Consider the following 22,418-nt stretch of genomic DNA (forward strand, 5'->3'; position numbering starts at 1 on the left):
TGCTTAGCGTGACGATCTGTGACAGTTGAGTACCTCTCAGAGGATCAGATAGGCCGGTATGGACGCTTTGCCGGGGAGCCGTCGGTTCAGGAGCTGGAGGAGTTCTTCCGGTTGGACGCGGTGGCGCTGGAGAAGGCGGCGTCCAAGCGACGTGCGCATAATCGTGCGGGCTGGGCGGTGCAGTGGGGCACGGTGCGGATGCTGGGCACGTTCCTGAAGGTGCCGGCTGAGGTGCCGCCGGGTGTGGCCGCGTTCGTGGCGGAGCAGTTGGGGATCGATGATCCGTCGTGTCTGAAGGCGTATCCGGAGCGGTTGCCGACGCAGCACGAGCACGCTCGGGAGATCCGGGAGCTGTTGAAGGTCCGCGACTTCGAGGACGGCGACCTGGCCTTGCGGGAGCACATCGCGGGCCGTGTGTGGGTCTCGGGCGAGGGGCCGCGGGCATTGTTCGACCGGGCGGTGACGTGGCTGCTGCGCAACCGGGTGCTGCTGCCTGGGCTCACGCAGTTGGCCCGTCTGGTCGGCGAGGTCCGTGCCGGTGAGCAGGCATTGATTTACTCGGTGGTGGACGCACCCGTCGAGCCGGAGTTCCGCCGTGAGCTGCTGGAACTGCTGACCGTGCCGGACGGCGCGCAGACCTCCGTGCTGGAGCGGTGGCGGAAGGGGCCTCGTGATGTGTCCGGGCGGGGGCAGAAGGCCGCGCTGGAACGGGTCCGGGACATCGGCGGCGTTGGGGCGGGTGGGCTGGATCTGTGGCGGGTGCCGCCGGTGAAGCTGGCGGAGCTGGCCCGGTACGGGATGGGCGCGCACGCGCCGACGTTGCGGCGGCTGGCCGAGCCGCGGCGTACGGCGACGGTGCTGGCGACGATGCGGCGCCTGGAGGGCTCTTCGATCGACGACGCGCTGACGCTGTTCGACGTGCTGATGGCCACGAAGCTGCTAGCCCGCGCGGAGCGCGAGGACGGCAAGGCGCAGTTGAAGGGGCTGCCGAAGCTGCGGAAGGCGGCGGCGAAGCTGCGTGGCGCCGTCTCCGTACTCCTGGACGTTCCCATCGAGGTCGAGGCCGAGGGGGACGACGGGCCGGTGCTGTTGAGTTTCGCGCAGGCGTGGGAGCGGGTCGAGCGGCTGGTGACCCGTGAGGAGCTGGCCAAGGCGATCGTGGACCTTGCCGAACTCCTGCCGGATGGCGGTGGTGAGGATGCGGATGCCTCGTGGCGCAGGCAGTTGCTGGACCGGTACGCGACGGTGCGGCCGTTCACGTCGCTGCTGGCTGAGGTGGTGCCGTGGGGCGCGACGAAGGCCGGCGCGCCGATCGTTCAGGCGCTGAAGGAGCTGCCGAAGGTGCAGGCGCGGCGTAAGCCGGGCCCGGAGCACATCGACGTCTCAATGCTGGACGGGACGTGGCGGCGCCTGGTGCTGGGCAATCCGCTGCTGGCGGTGAACGGGCTGATTGACAAGCACGCGTGGACGTTTTGTGTGCTGGAGGCCTTGCACAATGCGCTCAGGCGCCGGGATGTGTTCGCCAGAGGTGCGGACAACTGGGGTGACCCGCGCGCCCGGTTGCTGTCCGGGCCGGACTGGCAGGTCAACCGGCCCCGGGTACTGACCGCGCTGGAGCTGTCGGGAGTTGCGGATGAGCACCTGGGCGAGCTTGAGGTGCTGCTGGACGAGATGTACGCGCACGTCGCGGAGGGGCTGCCGGGCAACGCGGCGGTGGACATCGTGGACGGGAAGATCCGTCTGGACAGACTGGAGGCGGACCCCGAGCCCGCCGGATACCAGTTGGTGCGGGACGCGGTGGCCGAGATGCTGCCGAAGGTGGACTATCCGGAGCTGTTGCTGGAGGTCCATGCCCGGACCGGCATGTTCGACCCGTTCGAGCACATCGGCGGGAAGGTCGCCCGCCCGGCCGATCTCGACCTCACGCTGACCGCGCTGCTGGTGTCGAAATCGACGAATATCGGGCTGGAGCCGGTCATCAAGCCCGGCGAGAAGGCGCTGACCCGCTCGCGGCTGGCGGCTGCCGACTGGGGTTACTTCCACCTGCCCGGTATGAGCGCAGCCTCCGGGCTGCTGGTCGGCCGGCAGGGCGACATCCCCCTCGCCTCGGACTGGGGCGGCGGGCACGTTGCCTCCGCCGACGGGATGCGCTTCACCGTGCCGCTGCGGTCCATCCACAGCCGCCCCAACCGGAAGTACTTCTCGACCGGGCGCGGGGCGACCTGGCTCAACGTGGTCTCGGACCGGGTGATGGGTCTGGGCGGCATCGTGATGCCGGGCACGTTGCGCGACTCGCTGGGCATCCTGGACGCGATGTTCAACCTCGACGGTCCAGTCCGCCCGGAGATCGTGATCACGGATACCGGTTCGTACAGCGACCTGGTCTTTGGTTTGTTCGCGATCTGCGGCTACCAGTTCTCCCCGAGGATCGCGGACATCTCCGATGCCCGATTGTGGCGTTTCGACCTGGCCAGGGATTACGGGCCGCTTCAGCCCGTCTCCCGGCAACGGGTGCAGGTGGAGCGGATCCGGCAGAACTGGGAGGACATGCTCCGCGTCGCCGGCTCCTTGCAGACGGGGAAGGTACGGGCGTACGACCTGCTGCGAATGATGACCAGCGGCGACCGGATGACCGGTCTGGGCGACGCGTTCGCGCACTACGGGCGCATCTTCAAGACTCTCCATCTGCTCCAGTTCATCGACTCCGAGGCGTACCGCAGGATGATCGGAGTGCAGCTGAATATCGGCGAGGGCCGCCACGCGCTGGCCCGCCGGATCTTTTTCGGGCGGCTCGGAGAGCTTCGGCACGGGTACCGCGAGGGGATGGAGGATCAGCTCGGTGCACTGGGTATGGCGCTGAATGCTGTGGTTTGGTGGAATACGCTCTACATGGACGCTGCCGTACGGGAGTTGGAGATCGGCGGTGTCACGGTCTCCAAGGAGATCCGTTCCCGGCTCTCTCCGCTGGTCCATGAACACATAAATTTCCACGGCCGGTATCCGATCGTCCGCAGCCACGGCGACGGCTCGCTGCGCCCACTGCGGGATCCGGACGCCGCGGAGGAGTAGGGCTGGTGGCCCCTGGCCCCGATGCCCCGGCGTCGGGGCCACCAGCATGAACGGGACGCCGCCATGGTTCAGCTCAGGCGGTAGCCGATCAGGGCGAGACCGGCGGCGGTGGCGCGGTGCTGGTAGGCGCGCAGTCCGGGTGCGCCGGGGGGTGCGGGCTTGCGGGCGTTGCGGTGCCAGTGGCCGGTGAGCGCGGCGAGGAACGCCGTGGGTGAAGTTCACCTCGCTGCTGGCCAACCTGGTGACCTTCCACAACACCCTGGACATCGCCGACGTGGCGCGGCAGCTCCAGGCCGAGGGCTGGGAGATCGACCCGCTGGACCTGGCCGAGATCTCGCCGTACCTGACCGAGCACATCAACCGGTTCGGCGCGTACTCCACACACGAGATCGGGATCACCCCGGAGGACTACGACACCCGCCTCGACGTCGACTCAGTACCCTGGAGGAGGAACGGATCCCAGCTGCTTGAACCACCTGGCAGTCCGAAACGAGCAGGTCACTAGCTCGACGGTTCCGGCGGATCCGCCGGAACCTGCAAACCGGGCACCGGGGACGGCGGTCGGCCCTGGTAGTGCCCCACCCGCGAAGCAGCTGACCAGCTGATCCGCCTCTCCCGCATCCCGGGGGAACCTCATTGTGCAGCCGTTGGCGGTAGCGGCTGTTCCACTTCCCAGCCGCGTGCTGCAATGGCAGCGTGCGGCCTTGGCCGGGGTGCCCCGGCACTCAAAGCGTCAGACCCTGCCCCCTTTGGGGCTGATGTCTGGGCTAGGACTCCGGGGCCCGCACGCCTGAGGAGGGGAAGGCATGATGGAGTGCTGAATCGTAACTACCCCGACCTGATACGGACTTTCGGTGTTTCAAACAGATGCTCCGCTTTTGACGAAACTGGACGGCAGGGATATCACTCTGCGTTCTTTACCTGGGCACGGCGGTGTCGTACACGCCTCCTTGCCTGGGTTGGCAGCGGGTACTGCCGCGGCCGGGGATCCGATCGCGGGGCAGCTGGCCTCTGACGGGGCGGCGGTCGATGTCACCGGTTACTACCTTCTGGGCCTTTGGCCGAGTCGGTGGCCGGTGCTTGCGGACTGGCGGACATGGCCGTGGCCGCCGGGCCTTGACCCGTTTTTCCTCATGGCGCATTCGACCCCAGAGGGCCAGATGTGTCTGATGGTGGACGGCCTGATGCACCCGGTCACGGATCAGGCGCTGGGCTCGTGGCTGGGGACGAGGCCGGAGCTGAGTACCTCGGAGCGGGCGCTGGAGGACCCGGTGGTGCTCTTAACCTGCGGCCTGGGTGCGCGACAGCAGCTCGCCGACCTGCTCGGGCGCCTCTCCTGGGTGGCGCACGGTGAGACGACAGTGGGTGTCAAACCACTCGACGGGGTCGGCCGTACCGCCGGGAGCAAGGTGAGACTGGGCGTCCGCGGCACCACGGATGGCCTTGGCGGGCAGTTCAGGTCGGCCTACCCCCAAGGACCTGCCGGTGACCGGGTGCGATGGGCCTACCGATCCCGCTTCACCTCCAGTCCCGCGCACTGGCTGGTCGAACGCTCGGCCTCCGCTACCCGGGCTCCGGCAGGGCTGCGCCCCTACATGTTCGGCGGCAAGCGTGCCCTGGGCCTGTGCTACTTCGACCTACGCGACCGCGCATCCCGCGCGTCCGTCCTGAACGCAGCGGTGCTGGGGTCCACGCACGTGGAGTGGACGCCGAACGACGCCTACAGGCCAGCGGCGACGGCGCATACCGACCCGGTCGCCGGGCTGCTGCGCGCGGTATCCCGGCCCTGGCACAGCCGGGACCTGGGCGAGCTGCCCTTCAGTCTCGACGGCGTGGCCATAGTGGCGTGCTACTTCGACGGCGGCCTGTTCGCCGTCTACGACGAGGAGCAGGACGTCAGCTACTGGGAGACCCCTGAGGCCTTCGGCCTGCGCCTGCGCAAGGACCTGGCCGCGGCCCAGGCCGGCGGGCCTGCCTGGGGACCGTCTCCGAGGAGCGTGCTGCTGCTGACTGACTGCGATGCGGTACCCGGCAGCGCACGCAGAGAAGTCGCGCGCGGACTCGGCGGCCCGGAGCTGATCACCGTGAACATGCCGTCGGCCCTGTCCCCCGACAAGGATCAGGAACCCGGCGTTTCCCGGGCACGCATCGCGCTGCTGCCTGGCACCCACGGGACCACCGTCGTACCAAAGTGGACCCGCACAACTTCTCAGGGCAGCTCCGTAACACTGTCCCCGGCGCCCGATGTCCTGGGAGCCGGGGTGCAGACGGCCGAGAAGACCCTGCGGGCCGACCTGCTGCTCACCGTCGCAACGGGAGCGGCGGATCGAAGTGAGAGGCCTGTCACACCGTTCGATGAGGCGGCTTGGCGTGAGAGGTCTGATGCCGTGCACGACTTTGCGCGCTCCAGCGAGGACCTTGTCGCGGCGGTCGGCGACTTGATTCAGGCGTATGTGCAACTGGGCCGGGCGCGTGGGTTGGTGGACGGGCCGGGAAGCTCCCTGAGCCCGCAGATATACGCTGCGGCGGAACTTCGCCTCGCGCAGGCGCGGGACCGCCTCACTGTGGCCGAGACGTACTTGGACGTCCGCAGCAGCAGACTCGTGGCGCTGGGCCTGGCTCGACCGGCCGACGAGCACGACTTGGATCCGGCGGGGAAACGCGACGCCATGCGGGAGGCCGACGGACTATTGGGCCGTGCGCGGATCGTGATAGGCACCGACGACAAGTCTGAGCGCATCCGCGAAGCCCAGCAGCGTGTCCGGGAACTGGTCGCTGAGCAGATTCGATCGGGCCACCGGGCCGAGGCGTTGGGGCCGGACCTCTTCACCAAAAGCGGCCTGGCCGGCGGCGCGCTGGAAGTGGCGGGCCAAAACCTGACCGAGGTATTCCGGGAGCAGAGCCGCACGATCGAGAGCGAGGTGCAGGACGCGATCAGCAAGCGCGAGCACAGCCTCGCCGCGCAGACCGCGGACGCTGGAAAGGAATCGGCCGAGCTGGAGATCGCGGAAATGAAACGCCAAGCGCCCGTCGAAATCCTTTCACGTCAGCGCAGCTGTCTCGTCGAGCTCATCGACGGACTGAAACAGAGGCTCGCCACGGAGCAGACGGGCGCGGCGCCCGGCGTGCGTCCTTTGAGTCAGCGCGAACTGGACGGGTTCAAGGAGAACCTCTCACGGGTCGAGGTCAAGCTCAGGAAGATGATTGTCGAGCCCACCGGCCACCGCGGTCATCACGAACTGCTCGAACGGAGCATCGGCCGACACCCGGATTTCGGCGCGAAGATGTTTGAGGCGAAGTACAACAACGCCACGGAGTTGGCCCGAGGGTTGAGCGGCTGGGTCGAGGCGAAGGGGAACAGGCACAATGAGAAGCTGCTCGCGCAGCAGATCTTCGCAGACGGCCAGGTCGAAGAGCTGATAGACGTGCTCCTGGCCCGGATCTGGCATCGGCTTCCGGATCTACCGAACGCCGATCTCATCAGGAGTGAGCTGGCCAGCGGCGTCTCCTCATTCGAGCCGGGCCGGCGCCTTGGCCAGTACGTGCCCTATTTCCACTCCGACAACCTCCCACCGCACCTGGAGCACCTTGAGGCCGCGACCTGGCGCGAGCCGGACCACGTGCTGGCGGTGCTCCGCGAGCCCACGCGGTTCGACCTGCGGGAGAAGGTCATGGTCCTGCACGACCTTGCCGATTACTTCGACATCCCCAAGCACACCCCCCGCACGCACGGTAGCGGCATGCTGCCCGATACGCCGGGCGTGAAGCAGAGCACAACGGAGGTCAACGCGCACGGCTACCGCGTGGCCTCGTTGACCGACCGTGTCCGCAACCCGATTGTGCGCTCCGACGGCACCACCAAAGACCATCAGCAAACCAGCAACGAGAACGCCGCCTGGACCATTCTGGCGCGCGAGCGACGGATACCCGTGTGGGCCGGGCCGTCGTATACCGCCGTCAGGATGTTCAAGCTGACTGACTGGTTCGGCGGCTCAAGGTACGAGATCGGCGCAGTGGCCTACGGAGTGTTCGCCTTCTGGCGGCTGCACTACGACCACACCACAAAGCCTGCGTACCACACCCTGCACGAGGTGCTCGACCTCGCCCAGAACTTCGGGCTTGCCTACACCGTGAACAGCCAGACCGCGACACTCGGGACGATCAGCACAAGCGCTGCGGCCCACGAGGCCCGTTCCCTGGCCACCGACCTGCGCAGCGGCACGCTGCCAGTGTCGGCAGGCATCACCGCTGCTCAACGCAGCGGCTTCCACGCACTCGCTGCACGACTCGATACCGAGCGCCAAGCCGCTGTCCACGCGAACCTCATCTCTGAAAAGCTGGAATCATATACACGACTACTCAATGAGCTTGAACATGCCAAGACTCAACTCGGCCTCACGACCACGCTCGCTCACTCCACGGTGACCGGGCACGACGGCAGCGATCTGCCTCAACTCACCGCCGAACAAGAAGACGTGCGCCTCAGATCCGCAGGACGGCCGAATCCTGCGACGGAGCAAAGTTTTGAATTTGACACTGGCGTCACCAAGGCGTTGCCAGATGCTCTATTGCAAGACCAGTCAAGCGACGGTGATCGGGATCTTTTGAGAGCATCAGTTTTGCGCCAATTCGAAGATTTTGAAAACGGCTTGATTGATGTGACGCAGTTGCGCAATAGGGCGTATGAACTTCTCAATATTTCTCCAGCGAGCGATCATCTAATTCCCCAAAATACTTCTCAGATGATCGACGAGCTAATTTTCGCCTACGGCGATGCTCTGAAACAGTGGAACAATACACGCAGCAACGATGCTCTTGACGGTGACTCCGCCCTAAGGGCCCATTCGGAGAGGAACCTTCGGGATGCGGAGGAAAATCTCAAAAATATTTCCCTCATCATGCCAGAAGGGGATGAAAATTCCAGAATTATTGGCGGCAGCCCAATGATTGTGGCAAACCATCCTTCGGATTATGAGGATGGAATCCAGAAAATCTCAACTCAGGCCATGATCCCAAGTTCGAGTGATCTTGAGATAGTAAATGCCCTCAGTGGTGGCAGTTACCGCGAAACCGTCAGAGACATGAAAAGGGAAGTAAAGCGACTTCGCTCCCACCTTGGGGGAGAGAAAGACATTTCTGTTTTTTATGAGGAACGAGCACGTCAGGTGGAACAGAATCTAGCGATTCTTGAAACCATGGGGACTCGACCACCGCAGACCTGGACCAGGCTGAAAGAGTCTCAGATAGCAGCTTTGGTTGTTATTCAACGCAGGGCGCATCTGTATGCTGAGCGAGAAAGAATGAGTGCTGTTTCTCGCATGCGCCGCGATGGTTGGGAGCGTCTGTACGCGGAGGTTTCTCCAGAGGACCTGGTTGAACGCGTACATAATCATTTGCTCCACGCAATGGATCTCACCACCAATATGCCGGTGGATCGAATCGACCGACTCTTGTCTGATACTGAGGGGAGGTTCCGAAATTTCTGGGAGACAGGAACATCTCAAGCTTCTCCTGCGCAGGAGGCGCGAGCTGACGCCGAAGAACTCATGGGATACGCATCTTCGCTGGGAAGATCTCGTTCTTCCTTTCCCCCCAACGGCCTGGCGGGACGTGAAATGCCTAAGTATGCCGCACTCACCTCACGGTTGAGGCCTGAGGGGCTGTCCATGTACGGCGATGTGGTTTTTACGTGGAAGAAAGAGACCATGAATCGCACCACATTCACGCCTATGGATAGTATGGACTGGAGAGATGCAGCGGAGGGGGCTAGTGGGATCACGGGAAAGGAAAATCTGTATCCGCTTATAGCACACGGTCATGACGATGTAGTGCGTCTTGCATTTGCAGAGGCCACAGAATTTTCTTTCGATCCAGAGTTGCGGGATATTATTGCATCCGGAGCGGGAACCCAAGAGTATTTTGAAGCCCAAATACATGGAGACCTATCCTGGTCTGATGTGCAACGAATCCTAATTCGCTACCCTCAGGGATGGCGTACGGCTGCAGAAAATGACCGCGACCGTATACTTCAACACGCCAGGCAGTACAATGAAGAACTGCTGGTAAACATTATCGAAATCGGTGTTGATGCGGTCGAGGCTGAGATAGGTGGGGCAGATAGCGCGAAAAGTAACCAACATACGCCTCCCTCGCCTGCCATCTTTGGCGTGGACACCGACAGAGACCGTGATGCTCCGGTAGCAGACGACGCCGGAACCGCAGAATTTGCTGCCCAGACTGACTCGTTCGCGAGCGTTCACGATCAGCTACCGTGAAGTTCATGGTGCAGACACTCGCCGCCGCCGGCGAACTCCAGCGTGACCTCCAGCGTGAACTGACTTAAGACGGACTGCGCGCCGCCGAGGCCAAGGGCAGCAAGGGCGGGCGCCGCCCCGCCGTCCCCGCGCTGCTGGCGGGCGGCCCAGCCGACATGTACGAGTTGTGGCCCGACTGGCGCTCGGAGGTCACCCACGGCCCCGGCGTTGTTCGGTTGTGTCCGGCTTCGTGGTAGTTGATCAGATGCCGTAGACGGCGAAGGCGTCGTTGTGGTTGAGGAGATCGCGGCGGGCGTGGGCGATGTTGGCTCGTCCGGCCAGGCGGAGCGTGCTGATGCCCAGGTTGCGGAAGCTGGCCAGTGCTCGGGGTGCGGTGCCGGTCCTGACCTGGGAGTTGTCCTCATGGAAGGTGACGTCCCGCACCCAGTGGATCTTGTTTTCTATGGACCAGTGGACCCTCTCGTAGTGGTTGAGGTGAGCGGGGCCTGCGAGGTGGGCGGGCAGGCTGGTGACGCCGAAGACGATCTCCTTCCCGGTCCAGGTTCCGTCGAGGCCGCCGGTGTCACGGCGCAGGCGGAAGACCTGTCCCGCGCCGGGGAAGAGGGCGTCGTCGGCTTGGGCGGTGCGGATCGTGCGACGCTCGGTGCGCCCGTGCCCACGGTCGTCCTCGGCCTCGGTGGTCTCGGTCCACTCGGCGTCGGTACCGGCCAGCAGCGCCTGGGCGGCGGCGCGGGCCAGCGGCTGGTTCCCCTTCAGGATCAGGACGTAGTGGGCGTCGAGCCGGTCCGTGATCAGGTGGGCGGTCTTCTTCGTGGTGTGCAGGGCGTCCAGGGTGAACACCCGGCCGGACAAGGCGAGTTGGGCCAGCAGCATGCGGGCCGCCTCGCCCTCGCCGCGCTTGTCCGGAACCTGCCTCTGGCCGAGGACCGCGCCGCTGGCGTGGTCGACCGCCCCGACCAGGAAGACCCGCCCCGATTCGGTGCGGGCGCCGGTCAGGGCCTTGCCGTCGAGAGCCGCAGCGGGCAGCAGCCCGGCCGGCGCCGGGTGTTCCACGGCCCGCTGGGCGGCGCGGCGCTGTTCGCGCTCGATGGGCCCCGGGGTGTCCGGGACCTCGGGCGTCGGTGCCTTTCCGGTCGCGACGTCGGTGACGTATGCGCAGGTCGCCGCGTCCAGCACGTCGGCATCCAGGTCGGCGAGCACGCGGCGGAAGGTGCGCTCGCTGGGCACAAGGTACTGGCCGGCCAGCGGGTCGTACCGGGCGCCGAGGCGGGCCAGTTTGACCTGCGGGGCGCGGGCGGACCACTGCCAGATCGCGGTCATGGAGTCACCACCGACCACCAGCGTCGCGCACGCGGCCAGCACCAGGATCACCACCAGGGGATGCCGCCGCCCACGCTCCGCACGCCGGTCAGGGACCTGCCGCAACCTGCTGACCAGCGCGGATTCCACTGCCACAGGGTCGGCGGCGAGCTCGGCCTCCCACAGCGCGAGATCGGTGAGCTGGCCAAGGACAGGGCTGATCAGGGAGGATGCGGACACGAGCGCGGCTCCTGAGACGATCTTCTGGCGTAGGAACCTGAAAGATCATCAGAGGCCGCGCTCGTCTGGCAACTCACACCCCTCCCCCTGGGCAAACGACCCAAAACCCATCAAAGATCAACTACGCCGGGGCCGTGCCCCAGCCACGACGTGCCCCTTCTCTGACATCAGGCGGCTGATTGCTGTGCGCACGGCACGGGCGTCGGCCGGGCTGGAGCGGGGCGGAGACAGGAGCGCAGGCCCGGCCGGGGGCCGGGCCGCGCGCGGAGAGCGGAGCGAGCCGCCTTGAAGCCGTAGAGGAAGTTGTAACTCGGAAATAACCGAAGCGGGCCGAGCGGGACTGACTCGCAGTTGCGAGGGACAGCAGCACTGAGCCCCTTCCTTGATCAAGGAAGGGGCTCAGAAGGTCACACCCTGCTGCTATTCAGCGTTCGGCGCGGGGGCGACCCCCGTCGGGCAAGACGCCCCCCAGTTCGTGCCGAACGGGGTACTTAGCTTGACCCCCGTCCCGCCGATCCCGCAGTACCCGTTTCTGTTGCGGGCAAGATACTGCTGGTGACTGCTCTCGCTTGACCAGGGTGGGTGTTTTGGCCCGCGCTGTCGGCTGCTCAGCGCTCGACGAAGCGAGTCGGCCATGCAGTAATCGGCTCGCTGGACGCCGCCGTGGGACCGCCGGCCCTCCCCGCAAGGCCGAACGTCACTGGCCGCCGGAGCGGCGCGGTGCTGTCATGGGTAGGGGAGACGGTGGACGAACGGCCGCGGAGGCCGGGGCGCCGCCCCGTCACGAAGCGGAGGAGGCCGATGCCATGCTGTACCGCCGCACGGTCGGTGACGTGATGACCGAGGAGGTCATCACCCTCCGCCCCAACACACCGTTCCACGAGATCGCCGCCCTGCTGGACGCGAACGACATCGCCGCGGCCCCGGTCATCGACGACGAGGGCGCCCCCATCGGCGTCGTGTCCGCGTCAGACGTGCTGCGGCACGAGACCGGCATGCCCGAACCGCAAGGGCAGGACGGGAACGACGAGCGCGCCTGGGGCAAGGCCCGGGCCAGGACCGCGAGCGCGCTCATGAGCAGCCCCGTCGTCACCGCCCGTGCCGACTGGACGATCCCCCGGGCCGCGCGGGAACTCCGCAGGCGGCACGTCAAGCAGCTGCCGGTGGTCGGCGACCACGGGCTCCTCACCGGCATCGTCAGCCGCAGTGACCTGTTGGACACCTTCATCCGCTCCGACGTTGAGATCCGCGGCGAGGTCGAGCGGGACGTCCTGGGGCGCATCCTCGGCCTGGAAGAGGGCACCGTCGCGGTCGAGGTCCGGGACGGTGCCGTTACCCTGCGGGGTCACGTCCCGGAACCGCGTCTCGGCCCGGTGGTCGTGGGCCTGTGCCAGGGCGTCGACGGTGTCGTCGCCGTGGAAGCCCACCTCACGGCCGCCCGGGCGGACTAGGTGTTCTGTCCACGGAGGTTGGTGACAGTGATCACGGTTGGGTGATCTTGAACGAGTGAGGGCCTTCCGGGTTCGGTGTGGATTGCGACGTCTACACACGAACGACAAGAAGGCCCTCATGCCCCACCGTAATGCACCCCTGACCGAGACCGGCCGCCTGCGTCTGGCCCGCTGCGTCGTCGAGGACCGATGGCCGCTCCGCCGGGCCGCGGAACGGTTTCAGGTATCGGTCACCACCGCTGCCCGCTGGGCGGGGCGTTACCGCCTGCTCGGCGAGGCGGGCATGGCCGACCGTTCCTCCCGCCCGCACCACAGCCCGCGCCGGACCCCGACACGCACCGAGCGCAGGGTCATCAAGGTCCGCGTCCTGCGCCGCTGGGGGCCGGCTCGTATCGCCTACCTCCTCGGGCTGAACCCGGCCACCGTCCACCGCATCCTGACCCGCTACCGCCTGTCCCGCCTCTCCCACCTCGACCGCGCCACAGGCCGGGTCATCCGCCGCTACGAACACCCGGCACCCGGCGACCTGGTCCACGTCGACATCAAGAAACTCGGCAACATCCCTGACGGCGGCGGCCACAAGGTCCTCGGCCGTCAGGCAGGCCGCAGGAACCGCGCCAACGCCGGCGTGAGCTACCTGCACAACGCTGTCGACGACCATTCCCGCCTGGCCTACAGCGAGATACTCACCGACGAGAAGAAGGAGACCGCCACCGCGTTCTGGCAGCGGGCCCACGCCTACTTCGCCTCCTGCGGGATCACCGTGCGGCGCGTCCTGACCGACAACGGCTCCTGCTACAAGTCGTTCCTCTGGCGCGACGCGCTCGCCGCAGCCGGGATCACCCACAAGCGAACCCGGCCCTACCGGCCCCAGACGAACGGCAAGGTGGAGCGCTTCAACCGCACCCTGCTCGACGAATGGGCCTACGCGACGCCCTACCGAACCGAGAGCGAACGACGCGACGCCTACCCGCACTGGCTGCACACCTACAATCACCACCGCGGACACACCGCGCTCAAGGGCCAGCCACCCGCCAGCCGCGTCCCCAACCTCACGGGTCAATACACCTAGGGCCTGTCCGGTCGATCACGGCGGAGACGCGGGGTGGCGGTGACATCAGCCGCTCCGCGGCGGGCGCACATCTGCGGCATTGTCGTCGGTCACCGACTCCCCCACTCTCGACTTCGCTCGAGCGGGGGGACCCCCATCACGTCGACGCCCTCCTCCGCCTTGCAGCTGCACGCACCACACCCCGCTCACCGGCATCGACAGGGCGCGCGCTGCTCCCCTCCACCATGATCGACCGGACAGGCCCTAGTCGTTGGTGACTTCGCGGGCCGGAGCGATGCGCGTCGAGTCGTACGTCCCGGTTTGATCGCTCGGCGTCCTGGACTCACGGAACTGCCCGAGCAGGTTGAAGAGCCCAGTCACCGCGGCTGCGTCTTCGTCTGCGGTCAGCGACCGGAAGCGCGATGCGTCGACCGCCGGCAGTACGGGGCGGAGGGCGAGTGCTTCCCAGATGAGGTTGGTGCCATGGCCCAGCTCTTCGGCCAGCCACTCGCGGAAACCGGCGAGCGCCGTACGTCCGCTGCCCTCGTGGCACCCGTTGAGATAGGCCGCGTAGCACCAGAAAGTGCCGTCCAGGCCGTAGGCGCCGGGGCGCCGCCGGATGTCCGCCGGCAGATCCGGGAGATCAAGCCGTACCGCTTGATCTCCCGGAAGCGAGTCACTCACTCTTCGGTGAACTTCGCGACCCCGATGGGGCATGACACACCGGTCCCGTCAGGTCTGTGCTGTCACATGGCCTGTCGGCCGTGCCATGGAGCGTGGGCGTGAGCGACATCCCTTCAGCGGCTGGACCTGCCGCACGCCTGGAGTCGAGGCAAGCCTTTTTCGGTGAGGACTGTTGCTTCCCCCTGCTGCCCTTCAGCGGGCGCACTCGAACGTGACGGATGCGTATCCGGTTCGGCAGCGGCTGGTATTGCGGGCCTGCGTCTATCTGGTGATGCTGACGTCTGTGCGATCAGAGTGAGCTGTCGGGTGGACAATCGGGGGTACTGGGTGAGCACATCAACGGATCACGGGACCGAAGGGCCGCTGGCGGAATTCGCCGCCCTGAGACAGGAGATCATTCAGCGTCAGGCCACTCAGCACAACATCCTTGCGTTGCAACTGACCATCTCCGGCGCGGTGTTCAGTTTCGCCCTCACCGGTACGTCCCGGAGCGGGTTCTTGCTGATCGTCCCGGTCAGCACGTACATGCTGTGCTCGCGCTTTGTCGAGGATCATCTCGGCATCGGACAGTTGGGCCGTTACATCCGCGAGTATCTGAGTCCACGCATACCGGGAGGCCTCGGCTGGGAATCCTGGGTCGCCCAGAACCCGGCGAGGTTCGGCATTCCGGGGTTGTTGTGGATCTATGCGTACTTCGTCACCTACCCGGGGGTGGCAGTGCTCGCTCTCGGAGCGGCAGCTCCCGCAACGTTCGCGGCGGACCATGGCCAACGGTCACTCGGTGCGACGGTCGGCCTGGTAGTCGTATGGCTGCTCGGTCTGACAGTGACAGCCCTGTGCTGCCTGTTGTTGTGGCGAACGGGCAAATCCACCCAGCCCCCCGACCCGGCCCATCGCATCCACCCACCGGAACCGCGCCGTGAGCCGCTGGACTGATCGCTGAGGACCTGCCTGCTGCTATTCGGCGTCGGGGGCCGGAGCGATGCCCGTCGGGCACGAGGCACCCCAGTTGGTTTCGAATGGGGTACTTAGCTTGACCCCCGTTCCGGCGGGCCTGTGCTGCCGTGTGACCCGTAGGCGGCAGTCGGCCGTTCGGTGAACTTGTCGGTCACGGGCGCAGGATGGCCAGGAGTTCGTCCCCGGCGGGGTAGGGGCGTTTCTGGGGCAGCAGTCCCGCGGCAGCGTCCAGCTCGCTGCGGCTTACGAGGTCGTGGACCTCTCGGGCGAGCGGAGTCACGTCGCTGATGGCCACCGTCCACTCGTCCGCGTATCGCCCTACGGCCTCGCCGGAGAGGCCGAGTTGGAGTGAACGATACGTCAGGGGCCGCAGGTGCAGGTCACGCTCGGGGTCCCACTGAACCCGGGCCGGTGCGCGCTTGAGCTGACGTTGCCAGGTGCTGCGGTCGGGGTGCAGCCCGCGTACGTAGCTCGACAGGCAGGCGTGGCGCAACACCCATTCGAAACCGTCGCGGGTGATCTCGATGGCCAGGACGGTCTCCTGCCCGGCCTTCGTCGCCCAGCCGCAGCGGTACATCATCCACAGAAAGGACGGCTTGATCCAGGTCAATCCGTTTTCGCAGACCTTTTCGCCCCCCAGCCCACTTCACTGCTGGATGACCACTGATTTGCGCATGAAAGGGGCCGTGAAGACCCTCTGTGAGTGAGGAAGCAGTCACCGTTCGTACCCCTGTGACAGTTCTGACGCTCCATTCGATGTGTGACTTGTGGGGAAGGTGAGAACAGTGATGCTGTTGATGCGCGCGATGCGAATCATGCGGCGCACCTGTGATGACCTTCACCACGATGTGACAGAAAGCGAGAGTTCCTTACGCAAGGGCGCGTGGGGACCGCATGCAGGCTATGTGCATTTGTGGAGGTTTCGAGTGCGACCGTTCACCCTTAACTACGCCTTCCCCAAAGGGCTTCCGACCGTGGTGACGCCGTACCACTTCGACGAGTCGCGTCAGTTGAACGTGCTTCCCGACGGCCGCCCGGCCGTCAGTGACCCGGACCTGCTGCTGGCTGTCGGCACGACCGCATCCACCGCCGGTTCCCAGACGCACTTCGATGACTGACGCCCCGTAACCGAATGACTGCGCTGATCCTCACGTCCGAAGAGGACGTGACCGCCGACATGGTGGTGGCCAAGTTGCACGAGATGGGGACACCCGTCATGCGGCTGGACCCCGCCGACGTGCCGGACAAGGTCGTATTGTCCGCTCACTACGCCCACGGCGACTTCGACGGCCACCTGTCGGTGAACGGACATGTACTCGGCATGGGAGGCTTGCGCTCGGTATGGGTGCGCAGGCCCGGCGAACCGGCGGCGCACGCGACACACCCCTCGCCGTGGTTGACCGCCGAGACCCGTCAGGCGCTGTTCGGAATGCTCTTCTCCGCTTCCACGCGATGGATGAACCATCCGCCCAACGCCGACCGGGCCCGCCTGAAACCATGGCAGTTGAGGGTCGCTCACCTCAGCGGCTTCGCCGTACCGCCGACCGTCTTCACCGCGGCCCCGCGCCTGGCACAGCAGTTCGCCGAGGAGCACCGAGACGTGGTGGTGAAGTCCGCCTCGGGACCGCCGCCCGGTGATCCCGCGCTGACCCTGCCCACCACCCTGATCCGACCCGACGCGGACTTCTCCGCCGTCGCGGCCGGCCCTGCGCTGCTGCAGCGTTACATACCCAAGCGCGCCGACATTCGTCTGACCTGTGTCGGCACTCGGCTGTTCGCCGCGCGGAAGGCTGCCGGGCCCGGCCAGGTGGACGGGCGCTACGGCGACACCGAGCACTCCTGGGAGGTGGTCTCGGTACCCGATCGCATCGGCAAGTCGGTGCACGAGTACGTCTCCCTTGCCGGACTGGCGTACGCCGCCTTCGACTTCGCCGAGGACGAGGAGGGCCTGTGGTGGTTCCTGGAGTGCAACCAGGGCGGCCAGTTCGGTTTCGTCGAACTGGAGACCGGTCAGCCGATCGCGGAGGCGGTCGCCCTATGGCTGTCACAGCGCAAGGCGGCTCGCCGTGTACCTGAGACCGACCGGTGAGGCGACCACCGCGCGCGTGCCGCCCCAGCTTCGCCCACGGCACCCGTTCAGCGCACTGCTGCGCGTGGGGGGATCTGCCATGGAAGAGGCCATGAACGCGGCTTGATGATCCACGTCAAGCCTCGCTCACAACCCTCTGGCGGGACTACTGCTGGCCCGTGACAACCGCGGCACCAGAAGCCGACATCCGGTCGTCTAGGAATTGGACCGTGGAGCGGACGGTGGCGTGGCTGGCCGGGGTGCCGCCGCCTGCACCGCCGTTACGAGCTCAAGGCGGAACACTTCCTGGCCTTCGCCGGCATCGCCGCGGCGCTCATTTGCTTCCGGCGCCTCTCGCAGCAGGCGTGAAGCAGCGCGCTGCCGCTACGGGACGTTCCAGGCGGGGCGATGAAGGGCTGCTCGTCCTCGGTGGCCAGGAAGCTGAGGGTGCCTGGATGTGGGTGGCCGAGCAGTCGGCTGGCGGACGCGTCGAGGCCGAGCCAGCGCACGGTGAGCACGCGTGCCAGATGACCGTGCGCGACGACGGCGACGTCGCCATCGTCCAACAGCGGCCGGATCCGGTCCAGCACCGCGTCCGTGCGCGCGGCCACCTGCTGGAGCTGCTCGCCAGGATGGGCGGCGTCGCCGGGAATGACGCCGTCCCGCCACAGGTCCCAGCCCGGCCTCGTCTCCTGGATTTGCGCCGCGGTCAGGCCCTCATAGCCGCCGTAGTCCCACTCCATCAGGTCGGAATCGGGTCTGACACCGGTCAGGACCGCCAACTCGGCCGTCCGCACAGCGCGGCTCAGCGGGCTGCTGAACACGGCGACCAGATGGCGTCGGGCGAGCCTCGGAGCGAGCGACTTGGCTGCGGCCTCGCCCACGTCGGTAAGCAGTTTCAGGCGGTCACTGATTTTCGACTGCCGTTCACCGCGACGGAGAGCGTCCGCGTCGCCGGCCCAGCGACGCGGTGTCTGGCTTCGGCCGCCCCCGATATCCACTCGCCCTGACCGGGCAGGCGGCCTACCCTCGGCCCATGAACAAGCCCCTCGTCGCCATCCTCAGTGGCGCCGGTATCTCCACCGATTCCGGGATCCCCGACTATCGCGGCCCGAACGGGCTGTGGCGGCGGGATCCGGAGGCCGAGAAGCTCGTGACGTACGACTTCTACATGGATGATCCGGAGATCCGGCAGCGGTCGTGGCAGATGCGGCGCAAGAACCGGACACTGCGGGCGGAGCCGAACGCGGCCCACCGGGCGGTGGCCGAGCTGGAGCGGTCCGGGGTGCCGGTGCGGGTGATCACGCAGAACGTGGACGGGTTGCACCAGCTCGCCGGGATGCCGGCCCGCAAGGTGATCGAGCTGCATGGCACCGCGCGTACCGTCGTGTGCACCAAGTGTCATGCCAAGGGGCCGATGGAGGACGCGCTCGCGCGGGTCGAGGCCGGCGAAGAGGACCCGCCGTGCCTGGAGTGCGGCGGGATCCTGAAGTCGGCGACGGTGATGTTCGGGCAGCGCCTCGATCCGGTGGTGCTCGGTGAGGCGATGGCGATCACCAAGGCGTGCCAGGTGTTCATCGCGGTCGGCAGCAGCCTTCAGGTGCAGCCCGCCGCCGGGCTCGCGGGCCTCGCCGCCGACCACGGGGCGCAGTTGATCATCGTCAACGCCGAGCCGACGCCGTACGACGAGCGGGCCGACGAGGTCGTACGGGAACCGATCGGTACCGCCCTGCCGAAGCTGCTGCGAACGCTGGGCGAGGAGAGTTAGGGCCTGGGCAGTGGGCTAGAAGAGAGCCGTACCGCTCTCGAAGTCCAGCAGGCGCTGCTTGCGGTCCAGGCCGCCGCCGTATCCGGTGAGACTTCCGTTCGCGCCGACCACGCGGTGACAGGGCACGATGATGCCGATGGGGTTCTTGCCGTTGGCCAGGCCGACCGCGCGGGAGGCGCCCGCGTTGCCCAGGGCTTCGGCCAGTTCGCCGTAGGAGCGGGTCTCGCCGTAGGGGATCCGGCGCAGCTGATCCCAGACGCCGCGCTGGAAGGGGGTGCCGGACATCCGCAGTTGGAGGGTGAACTCCTTCAACTCGCCCCCGAAATAGGCCTTCAACTGGTCGGTGACCTCGCCGAAGGGCGCCTCGTCGCGTTCGCCGAAGGTCTCCTCCGGCGGACGGTGGCGTTGGCCGACCATGTAGAGGCCGCACAGGACGCCTTCCTCGGCGACGAGGGTGAGGGGGCCGTACGGGCTGTCGATGACCGTGTGCTGTTTCACAGTTCGTACCTTCGAGTCGCTTGAATCCATGCGCGTTTGCTTGAAGTCGCTTATACGGGGAGGAAGTTGATCGGGTGACTGTCCGTCGCCCACAGGTACTGGACCGCGTAAGCCCGCCATGGGCGCCACGCCGACGCGCGCGCCGTGAGGGCGGCGGGGGTCGACGGCAGGCCCAGCTCCTGGGCCGCGCGCCGTATTCCGAGGTCGGTGGGGAGGAAGGCGTCGGGGTCGCCGAGGGCGCGCATGCCGATGACGTCGACCGTCCAGGGGCCGAAGCCGGGGAGGGCGAGGAGTCGGGCGCGTGCCTCGGACCAGTCGCTCTCCACCCCCAAGTGAAGTGTGCCGTCCGCGAGTTGACCTACGAGGGTGGTGAAGGTGGTGCGGCGGGTGCTCGGCATGGCGAGTGACGACGGGTCCAGCGCCGCGAGCGCCTGAGGGGAGGGGAAGAGGTGGGTGAGGCCGCCCTCGGGGTCCTCGACGGGTTCGCCGTGCGCGGTGACCAGGCGGGCCGCGTGCGTACGGGCGGCGGCCGTGGAGACCTGCTGGCCCAGGACGGCCCGTACGGCGAACTCGGCCTCGTCGACCGTGCGCGGCACCCGGCGGCCGGGGGCCTTCTCCACCAGGGGCGCCAGCACGGGATCCGTCCGCAGCTGGTCGTCGACCGCGACCGGGTCGGCGTCCAGGTCGAGCATGCGGCGGCAGCGGCTGATCGCCACGGGCAGGTCGCGCAGGTCGCTGAGGGTGAGACGGCAGGCGATGTGGTCGACGTGCGGGGTGAGCCCGACGATCCCGTGGCCGTAGGGCAGGCGCAGGGTGCGCCGGTAGGCGCCGTCGCGCCACTCCTCGACCCCGGGTACGGCGGTCGCCGCGAGGTGGCCGAAGAGGTTGTCGGGGTTGAGCGGGGCGCGGAAGGGGAGCCGAAGGCTCAGGACGCCCGGTGTGGCCGGGGCGCGTTTCTTCGGCACCCGGTCGCGCAGCTCGCTCGGGGCGAGGGCGAAGACCTCGCGCACGGTGTCGTTGAAGGTGCGGATGGAGGAGAACCCGGCCGCGAAGGCGATCTCCGCCATCGGGAGCGCGGTGGTCTCGATGAGCAGCCGGGCGGTCTGGGCGCGCTGGGCCCGGGCGAGCGCGAGTGGTCCCGCGCCCAGCTCGGCCAGCAGCTGCCGCTCGACCTGACGGATGCTGTAGCCGAGTCGGACGGCCAGGCCCGGAACGCCCTCGCGGTCCACGACCCCGTCGCCGATCAGGCGCATCGCGCGGGCGACGAGGTCGGCTCGCTGGTTCCACTCGGGCGAACCGGGGCTGGTGTCCGGACGGCAGCGCTTGCAGGCCCGGAACCCGGCCTGCTGGCAGGCCGCCGCGCTCGGGTAGAACGTCATGTTCTCGGGTTTCGGCGGCACCACCGGGCAGCTCGGCCGGCAGTAGATCCGTGTGGTCAGGACCGCCGTGAAGAACCATCCGTCGAAGCGTGCGTCCTTCGACTGGACGGCGCGCACACAGCGCGCCATGTCGGTGTGCATCCCGTTCCGCATGCCTCAAGCATCGGGCACGCGCGGGGTCGGGGCTGGCGAGAATCCGACATCAACCTCACGGCTGCGGACAGGCGGCGGGCCGCGCAGTCAGCGGGTCTCCTCGCCCTGGGCGATCTCCACCTCGTGATGGAAGGTGAGGACGCCGGTCGCCGCCGCGGAGGCCGAGACGGTCGCGCAGGCGACGAGGAGGAGGGCGATCCAGGAGGCGGCGCGGGGGCGGTGCCCGGGAGCCGCGAGGAGGGCCGCGACCCGCTGGGGTACGGGTCCGGTGGTCGCGGCGGCGGCGAAGTCGGGGCGGGTGGAGCGGGCGGACGTGATGGCGAGGGCGGCGCGGGCGATGGCGCGCGCGGTCAGCCGCCGGTCCCCCACCGCGGTGGCGGCGGCCTCGTCCGCGGCACGCTCGGCGGCCAGCGCGATGCTGGCGCGGACCGGGCGCAGCCCCGGATGGCAGTGCGCGGCGATCTCCGCCGCGACGAGGAAGCGGTGGTGGCCGCCCGCGTTGTGGGCCCGCTCGTGGGCGAAGAGCGCCTCGCGCTCGTCGGGGCCGAGACTGCGGAGCATCGCGGTGGTGACGACGATGCGGTGCGGACGGCCCGGCAGCGCGTAGGCGTCCGGATGCGGCGACTCGATCACACACAGGTCGCCCGCGGCGGGTCGGCGGTCGGCCTGGGTGCGGGCGACGCGAAAGGCGCGCAGCTGGCGCAGGGCGGAGCGTACGAGGGTCGCGGCACCGACGGTCAGGAGGCCGGTGGCCGCTGTCGCCAGGGGCACGACGACCAGGTTGGGCGGGGTGCGCAGGGGGTGGACGAGTTCACCCAGGCCCGCCAGGACCGGCAGCTTGAGCAGGCCGGTGAGCAGCAGCGCACCGAGTGCGGCCACGGAGGCGCCGGCCAGCACGAGGACCGTGAGGGTGAGTGCCCACAGTGCGGTGACCGGTGCGAGGTGGTCGAGGCAGCGGCGGGCCAGCGTCGGTACGGCGAAGGGCAGCAGAATCGGGATGAGCAGCAAGATGATTAGCGGAGTGGTCATTGCTCACCCGATTCCAGTTGCTCACCCGATTCCAGCAGATCACGCAGGAGGCGCTCGTCGTCGGGGCTGAGCTGGGCGACGAACCGGGCCAGCGCCGTCTCCCGGTCCTCGTCCCGGTCGAGTTCGGTGTGCATACGGCGGGCGGTGAGGCCGTGCGGGTCCTGGACGGGGAAGTAGGCGAAGCCGCGGCCCTGCCGCTCCCGGCCGACGATCCCCTTCTCGTGCAGCCTCGACAGGATCGTCGTCACCGTCGTACGGGCGAGGCCCGAGCCGAGTTCCGTCTGGACGCGGCCCGGCGTGAGGGGTGCGTCGGCGGCCCAGAGGGCGGCCATGACGGAGGCCTCGAGCTCACCCGCCGGTCGGCGTTCGTCCTTCGCGCTGGTCATGGGAACGATCCTCACCCCGGTATCGTCTACAGTTCAGTAGACCGTCTACAGGATTGTAGTCACTCGGGTGCCGTCACGGCTGCGCCCGCCCGTCCAGTATGAGAGGGCTCC

General features: G+C 67.5%; 16 protein-coding genes and 3 pseudogenes. 10 read left to right on the top strand and 9 right to left on the bottom strand.

Annotated features, from left to right (window positions below; all coding sequences use genetic code 11):
• Positions 1-18: 18 nt before the first annotated feature.
• From OG819_RS44710 to OG819_RS44720, 3 genes are all read left to right on the top strand, one after another.
• Positions 19-3,069 (top strand): Tn3 family transposase, encoded by a 3,051-nt coding sequence (locus OG819_RS44710; protein WP_266655133.1) that lies wholly within the window; start codon positions 19-21, stop codon positions 3,067-3,069.
• 211 nt (positions 3,070-3,280) lie between these two features.
• Positions 3,281-3,574, top strand: a complete 294-nt coding sequence (locus tag OG819_RS44715) for a Tn3 family transposase (RefSeq protein WP_266655135.1) — start codon at positions 3,281-3,283, stop codon at positions 3,572-3,574.
• 373 nt (positions 3,575-3,947) lie between these two features.
• Entirely contained in the window at positions 3,948-9,344 is a 5,397-nt protein-coding gene (locus OG819_RS44720; protein ID WP_266655137.1) for a hypothetical protein, read from the top strand.
• Positions 9,345-9,584: 240 nt separating this feature from the next.
• Here the strand turns inward: OG819_RS44720 and OG819_RS44725 are convergent, their stop codons facing one another.
• Positions 9,585-10,883: an ISAs1 family transposase gene (locus OG819_RS44725; RefSeq protein WP_266650140.1), complete on the bottom strand. Its 1,299-nt coding sequence runs from the start codon at positions 10,881-10,883 to the stop codon at positions 9,585-9,587.
• A gap of 420 nt (positions 10,884-11,303) precedes the next feature.
• Positions 11,304-11,459: pseudogene (locus OG819_RS44730) on the bottom strand (peptide-methionine (S)-S-oxide reductase); the annotation flags it as partial.
• Positions 11,460-11,689: 230 nt separating this feature from the next.
• Here OG819_RS44730 and OG819_RS44735 point away from each other — a divergent pair.
• Both OG819_RS44735 and OG819_RS44740 read left to right on the top strand, forming a co-directional pair.
• Positions 11,690-12,334: a CBS domain-containing protein gene (locus OG819_RS44735; protein WP_266630722.1), complete on the top strand. Its 645-nt coding sequence runs from the start codon at positions 11,690-11,692 to the stop codon at positions 12,332-12,334.
• Between the two features lie 118 nt (positions 12,335-12,452).
• Positions 12,453-13,406 (top strand): IS481 family transposase, encoded by a 954-nt coding sequence (locus OG819_RS44740; RefSeq protein ID WP_266651254.1) that lies wholly within the window; start codon positions 12,453-12,455, stop codon positions 13,404-13,406.
• A 243-nt stretch (positions 13,407-13,649) separates the two neighbouring features.
• Here OG819_RS44740 and OG819_RS44745 read toward each other — a convergent pair whose 3' ends face one another.
• Positions 13,650-14,069, bottom strand: coding sequence for a hypothetical protein (locus tag OG819_RS44745; protein ID WP_266655139.1), 420 nt, complete (start codon positions 14,067-14,069; stop codon positions 13,650-13,652).
• 306 nt (positions 14,070-14,375) lie between these two features.
• Between OG819_RS44745 and OG819_RS44750 the strand changes: the two genes are divergently transcribed.
• Positions 14,376-15,005: a hypothetical protein gene (locus OG819_RS44750; RefSeq protein WP_266655141.1), complete on the top strand. Its 630-nt coding sequence runs from the start codon at positions 14,376-14,378 to the stop codon at positions 15,003-15,005.
• Positions 15,006-15,177: 172 nt separating this feature from the next.
• On the opposite strand, the gene OG819_RS44755 is transcribed toward OG819_RS44750, so the two are convergent.
• On the bottom strand, positions 15,178-15,666 hold the full coding sequence (locus OG819_RS44755; RefSeq protein ID WP_266655579.1) for a DUF4291 domain-containing protein: 489 nt from the start codon (positions 15,664-15,666) through the stop codon (positions 15,178-15,180).
• A 286-nt stretch (positions 15,667-15,952) separates the two neighbouring features.
• Between OG819_RS44755 and tgmA the strand changes: the two genes are divergently transcribed.
• The 3 genes and pseudogenes from tgmA to OG819_RS44770 all read left to right on the top strand — a co-directional run.
• Positions 15,953-16,144: a putative ATP-grasp-modified RiPP gene (gene tgmA, locus OG819_RS44760; protein ID WP_266634831.1), complete on the top strand. Its 192-nt coding sequence runs from the start codon at positions 15,953-15,955 to the stop codon at positions 16,142-16,144.
• Between the two features lie 14 nt (positions 16,145-16,158).
• A complete protein-coding gene (locus tag OG819_RS44765; protein ID WP_266630715.1) occupies positions 16,159-17,115 on the top strand; it encodes an MvdC/MvdD family ATP grasp protein in 957 nt (318 codons plus the stop codon).
• Between the two features lie 203 nt (positions 17,116-17,318).
• Positions 17,319-17,463: pseudogene (locus OG819_RS44770) on the top strand (IS5/IS1182 family transposase); the annotation flags it as partial.
• 101 nt (positions 17,464-17,564) lie between these two features.
• Here OG819_RS44770 and OG819_RS44775 read toward each other — a convergent pair.
• Positions 17,565-18,095, bottom strand: a pseudogene (locus tag OG819_RS44775) (histidine phosphatase family protein); the annotation flags it as partial.
• Positions 18,096-18,130: 35 nt separating this feature from the next.
• Between OG819_RS44775 and OG819_RS44780 the strand changes: the two are divergent.
• On the top strand, positions 18,131-18,862 hold the full coding sequence (locus tag OG819_RS44780) for a Sir2 family NAD-dependent protein deacetylase (protein ID WP_266630713.1): 732 nt from the start codon (positions 18,131-18,133) through the stop codon (positions 18,860-18,862).
• A 15-nt stretch (positions 18,863-18,877) separates the two neighbouring features.
• On the opposite strand, the gene OG819_RS44785 is transcribed toward OG819_RS44780, so the two are convergent.
• The 4 genes from OG819_RS44785 to OG819_RS44800 all read right to left on the bottom strand — a co-directional run bounded on the left by OG819_RS44785 (position 18,878) and on the right by OG819_RS44800 (position 22,307).
• The gene (locus tag OG819_RS44785; protein ID WP_266655143.1) at positions 18,878-19,360 is read right to left on the bottom strand and encodes a methylated-DNA--[protein]-cysteine S-methyltransferase; all 483 of its coding nucleotides are present in this window, start codon (positions 19,358-19,360) and stop codon (positions 18,878-18,880) included.
• 50 nt (positions 19,361-19,410) lie between these two features.
• On the bottom strand, positions 19,411-20,892 hold the full coding sequence (locus OG819_RS44790; protein ID WP_323138181.1) for an AlkA N-terminal domain-containing protein: 1,482 nt from the start codon (positions 20,890-20,892) through the stop codon (positions 19,411-19,413).
• A gap of 87 nt (positions 20,893-20,979) precedes the next feature.
• Complete coding sequence (locus tag OG819_RS44795; RefSeq protein ID WP_266630708.1) at positions 20,980-21,921, bottom strand: M48 family metalloprotease; 942 nt, start codon at positions 21,919-21,921, stop codon at positions 20,980-20,982.
• Positions 21,918-22,307: a BlaI/MecI/CopY family transcriptional regulator gene (locus OG819_RS44800; protein ID WP_266428600.1), complete on the bottom strand. Its 390-nt coding sequence runs from the start codon at positions 22,305-22,307 to the stop codon at positions 21,918-21,920. Before OG819_RS44800 ends, OG819_RS44795 begins: the two co-directional genes overlap by 4 nt.
• Between the last annotated feature and the right edge of the window lie 111 nt (positions 22,308-22,418).

Source organism: Streptomyces sp. NBC_01549 (genome assembly GCF_026339955.1).
GTDB lineage: Bacteria > Actinomycetota > Actinomycetes > Streptomycetales > Streptomycetaceae > Streptomyces.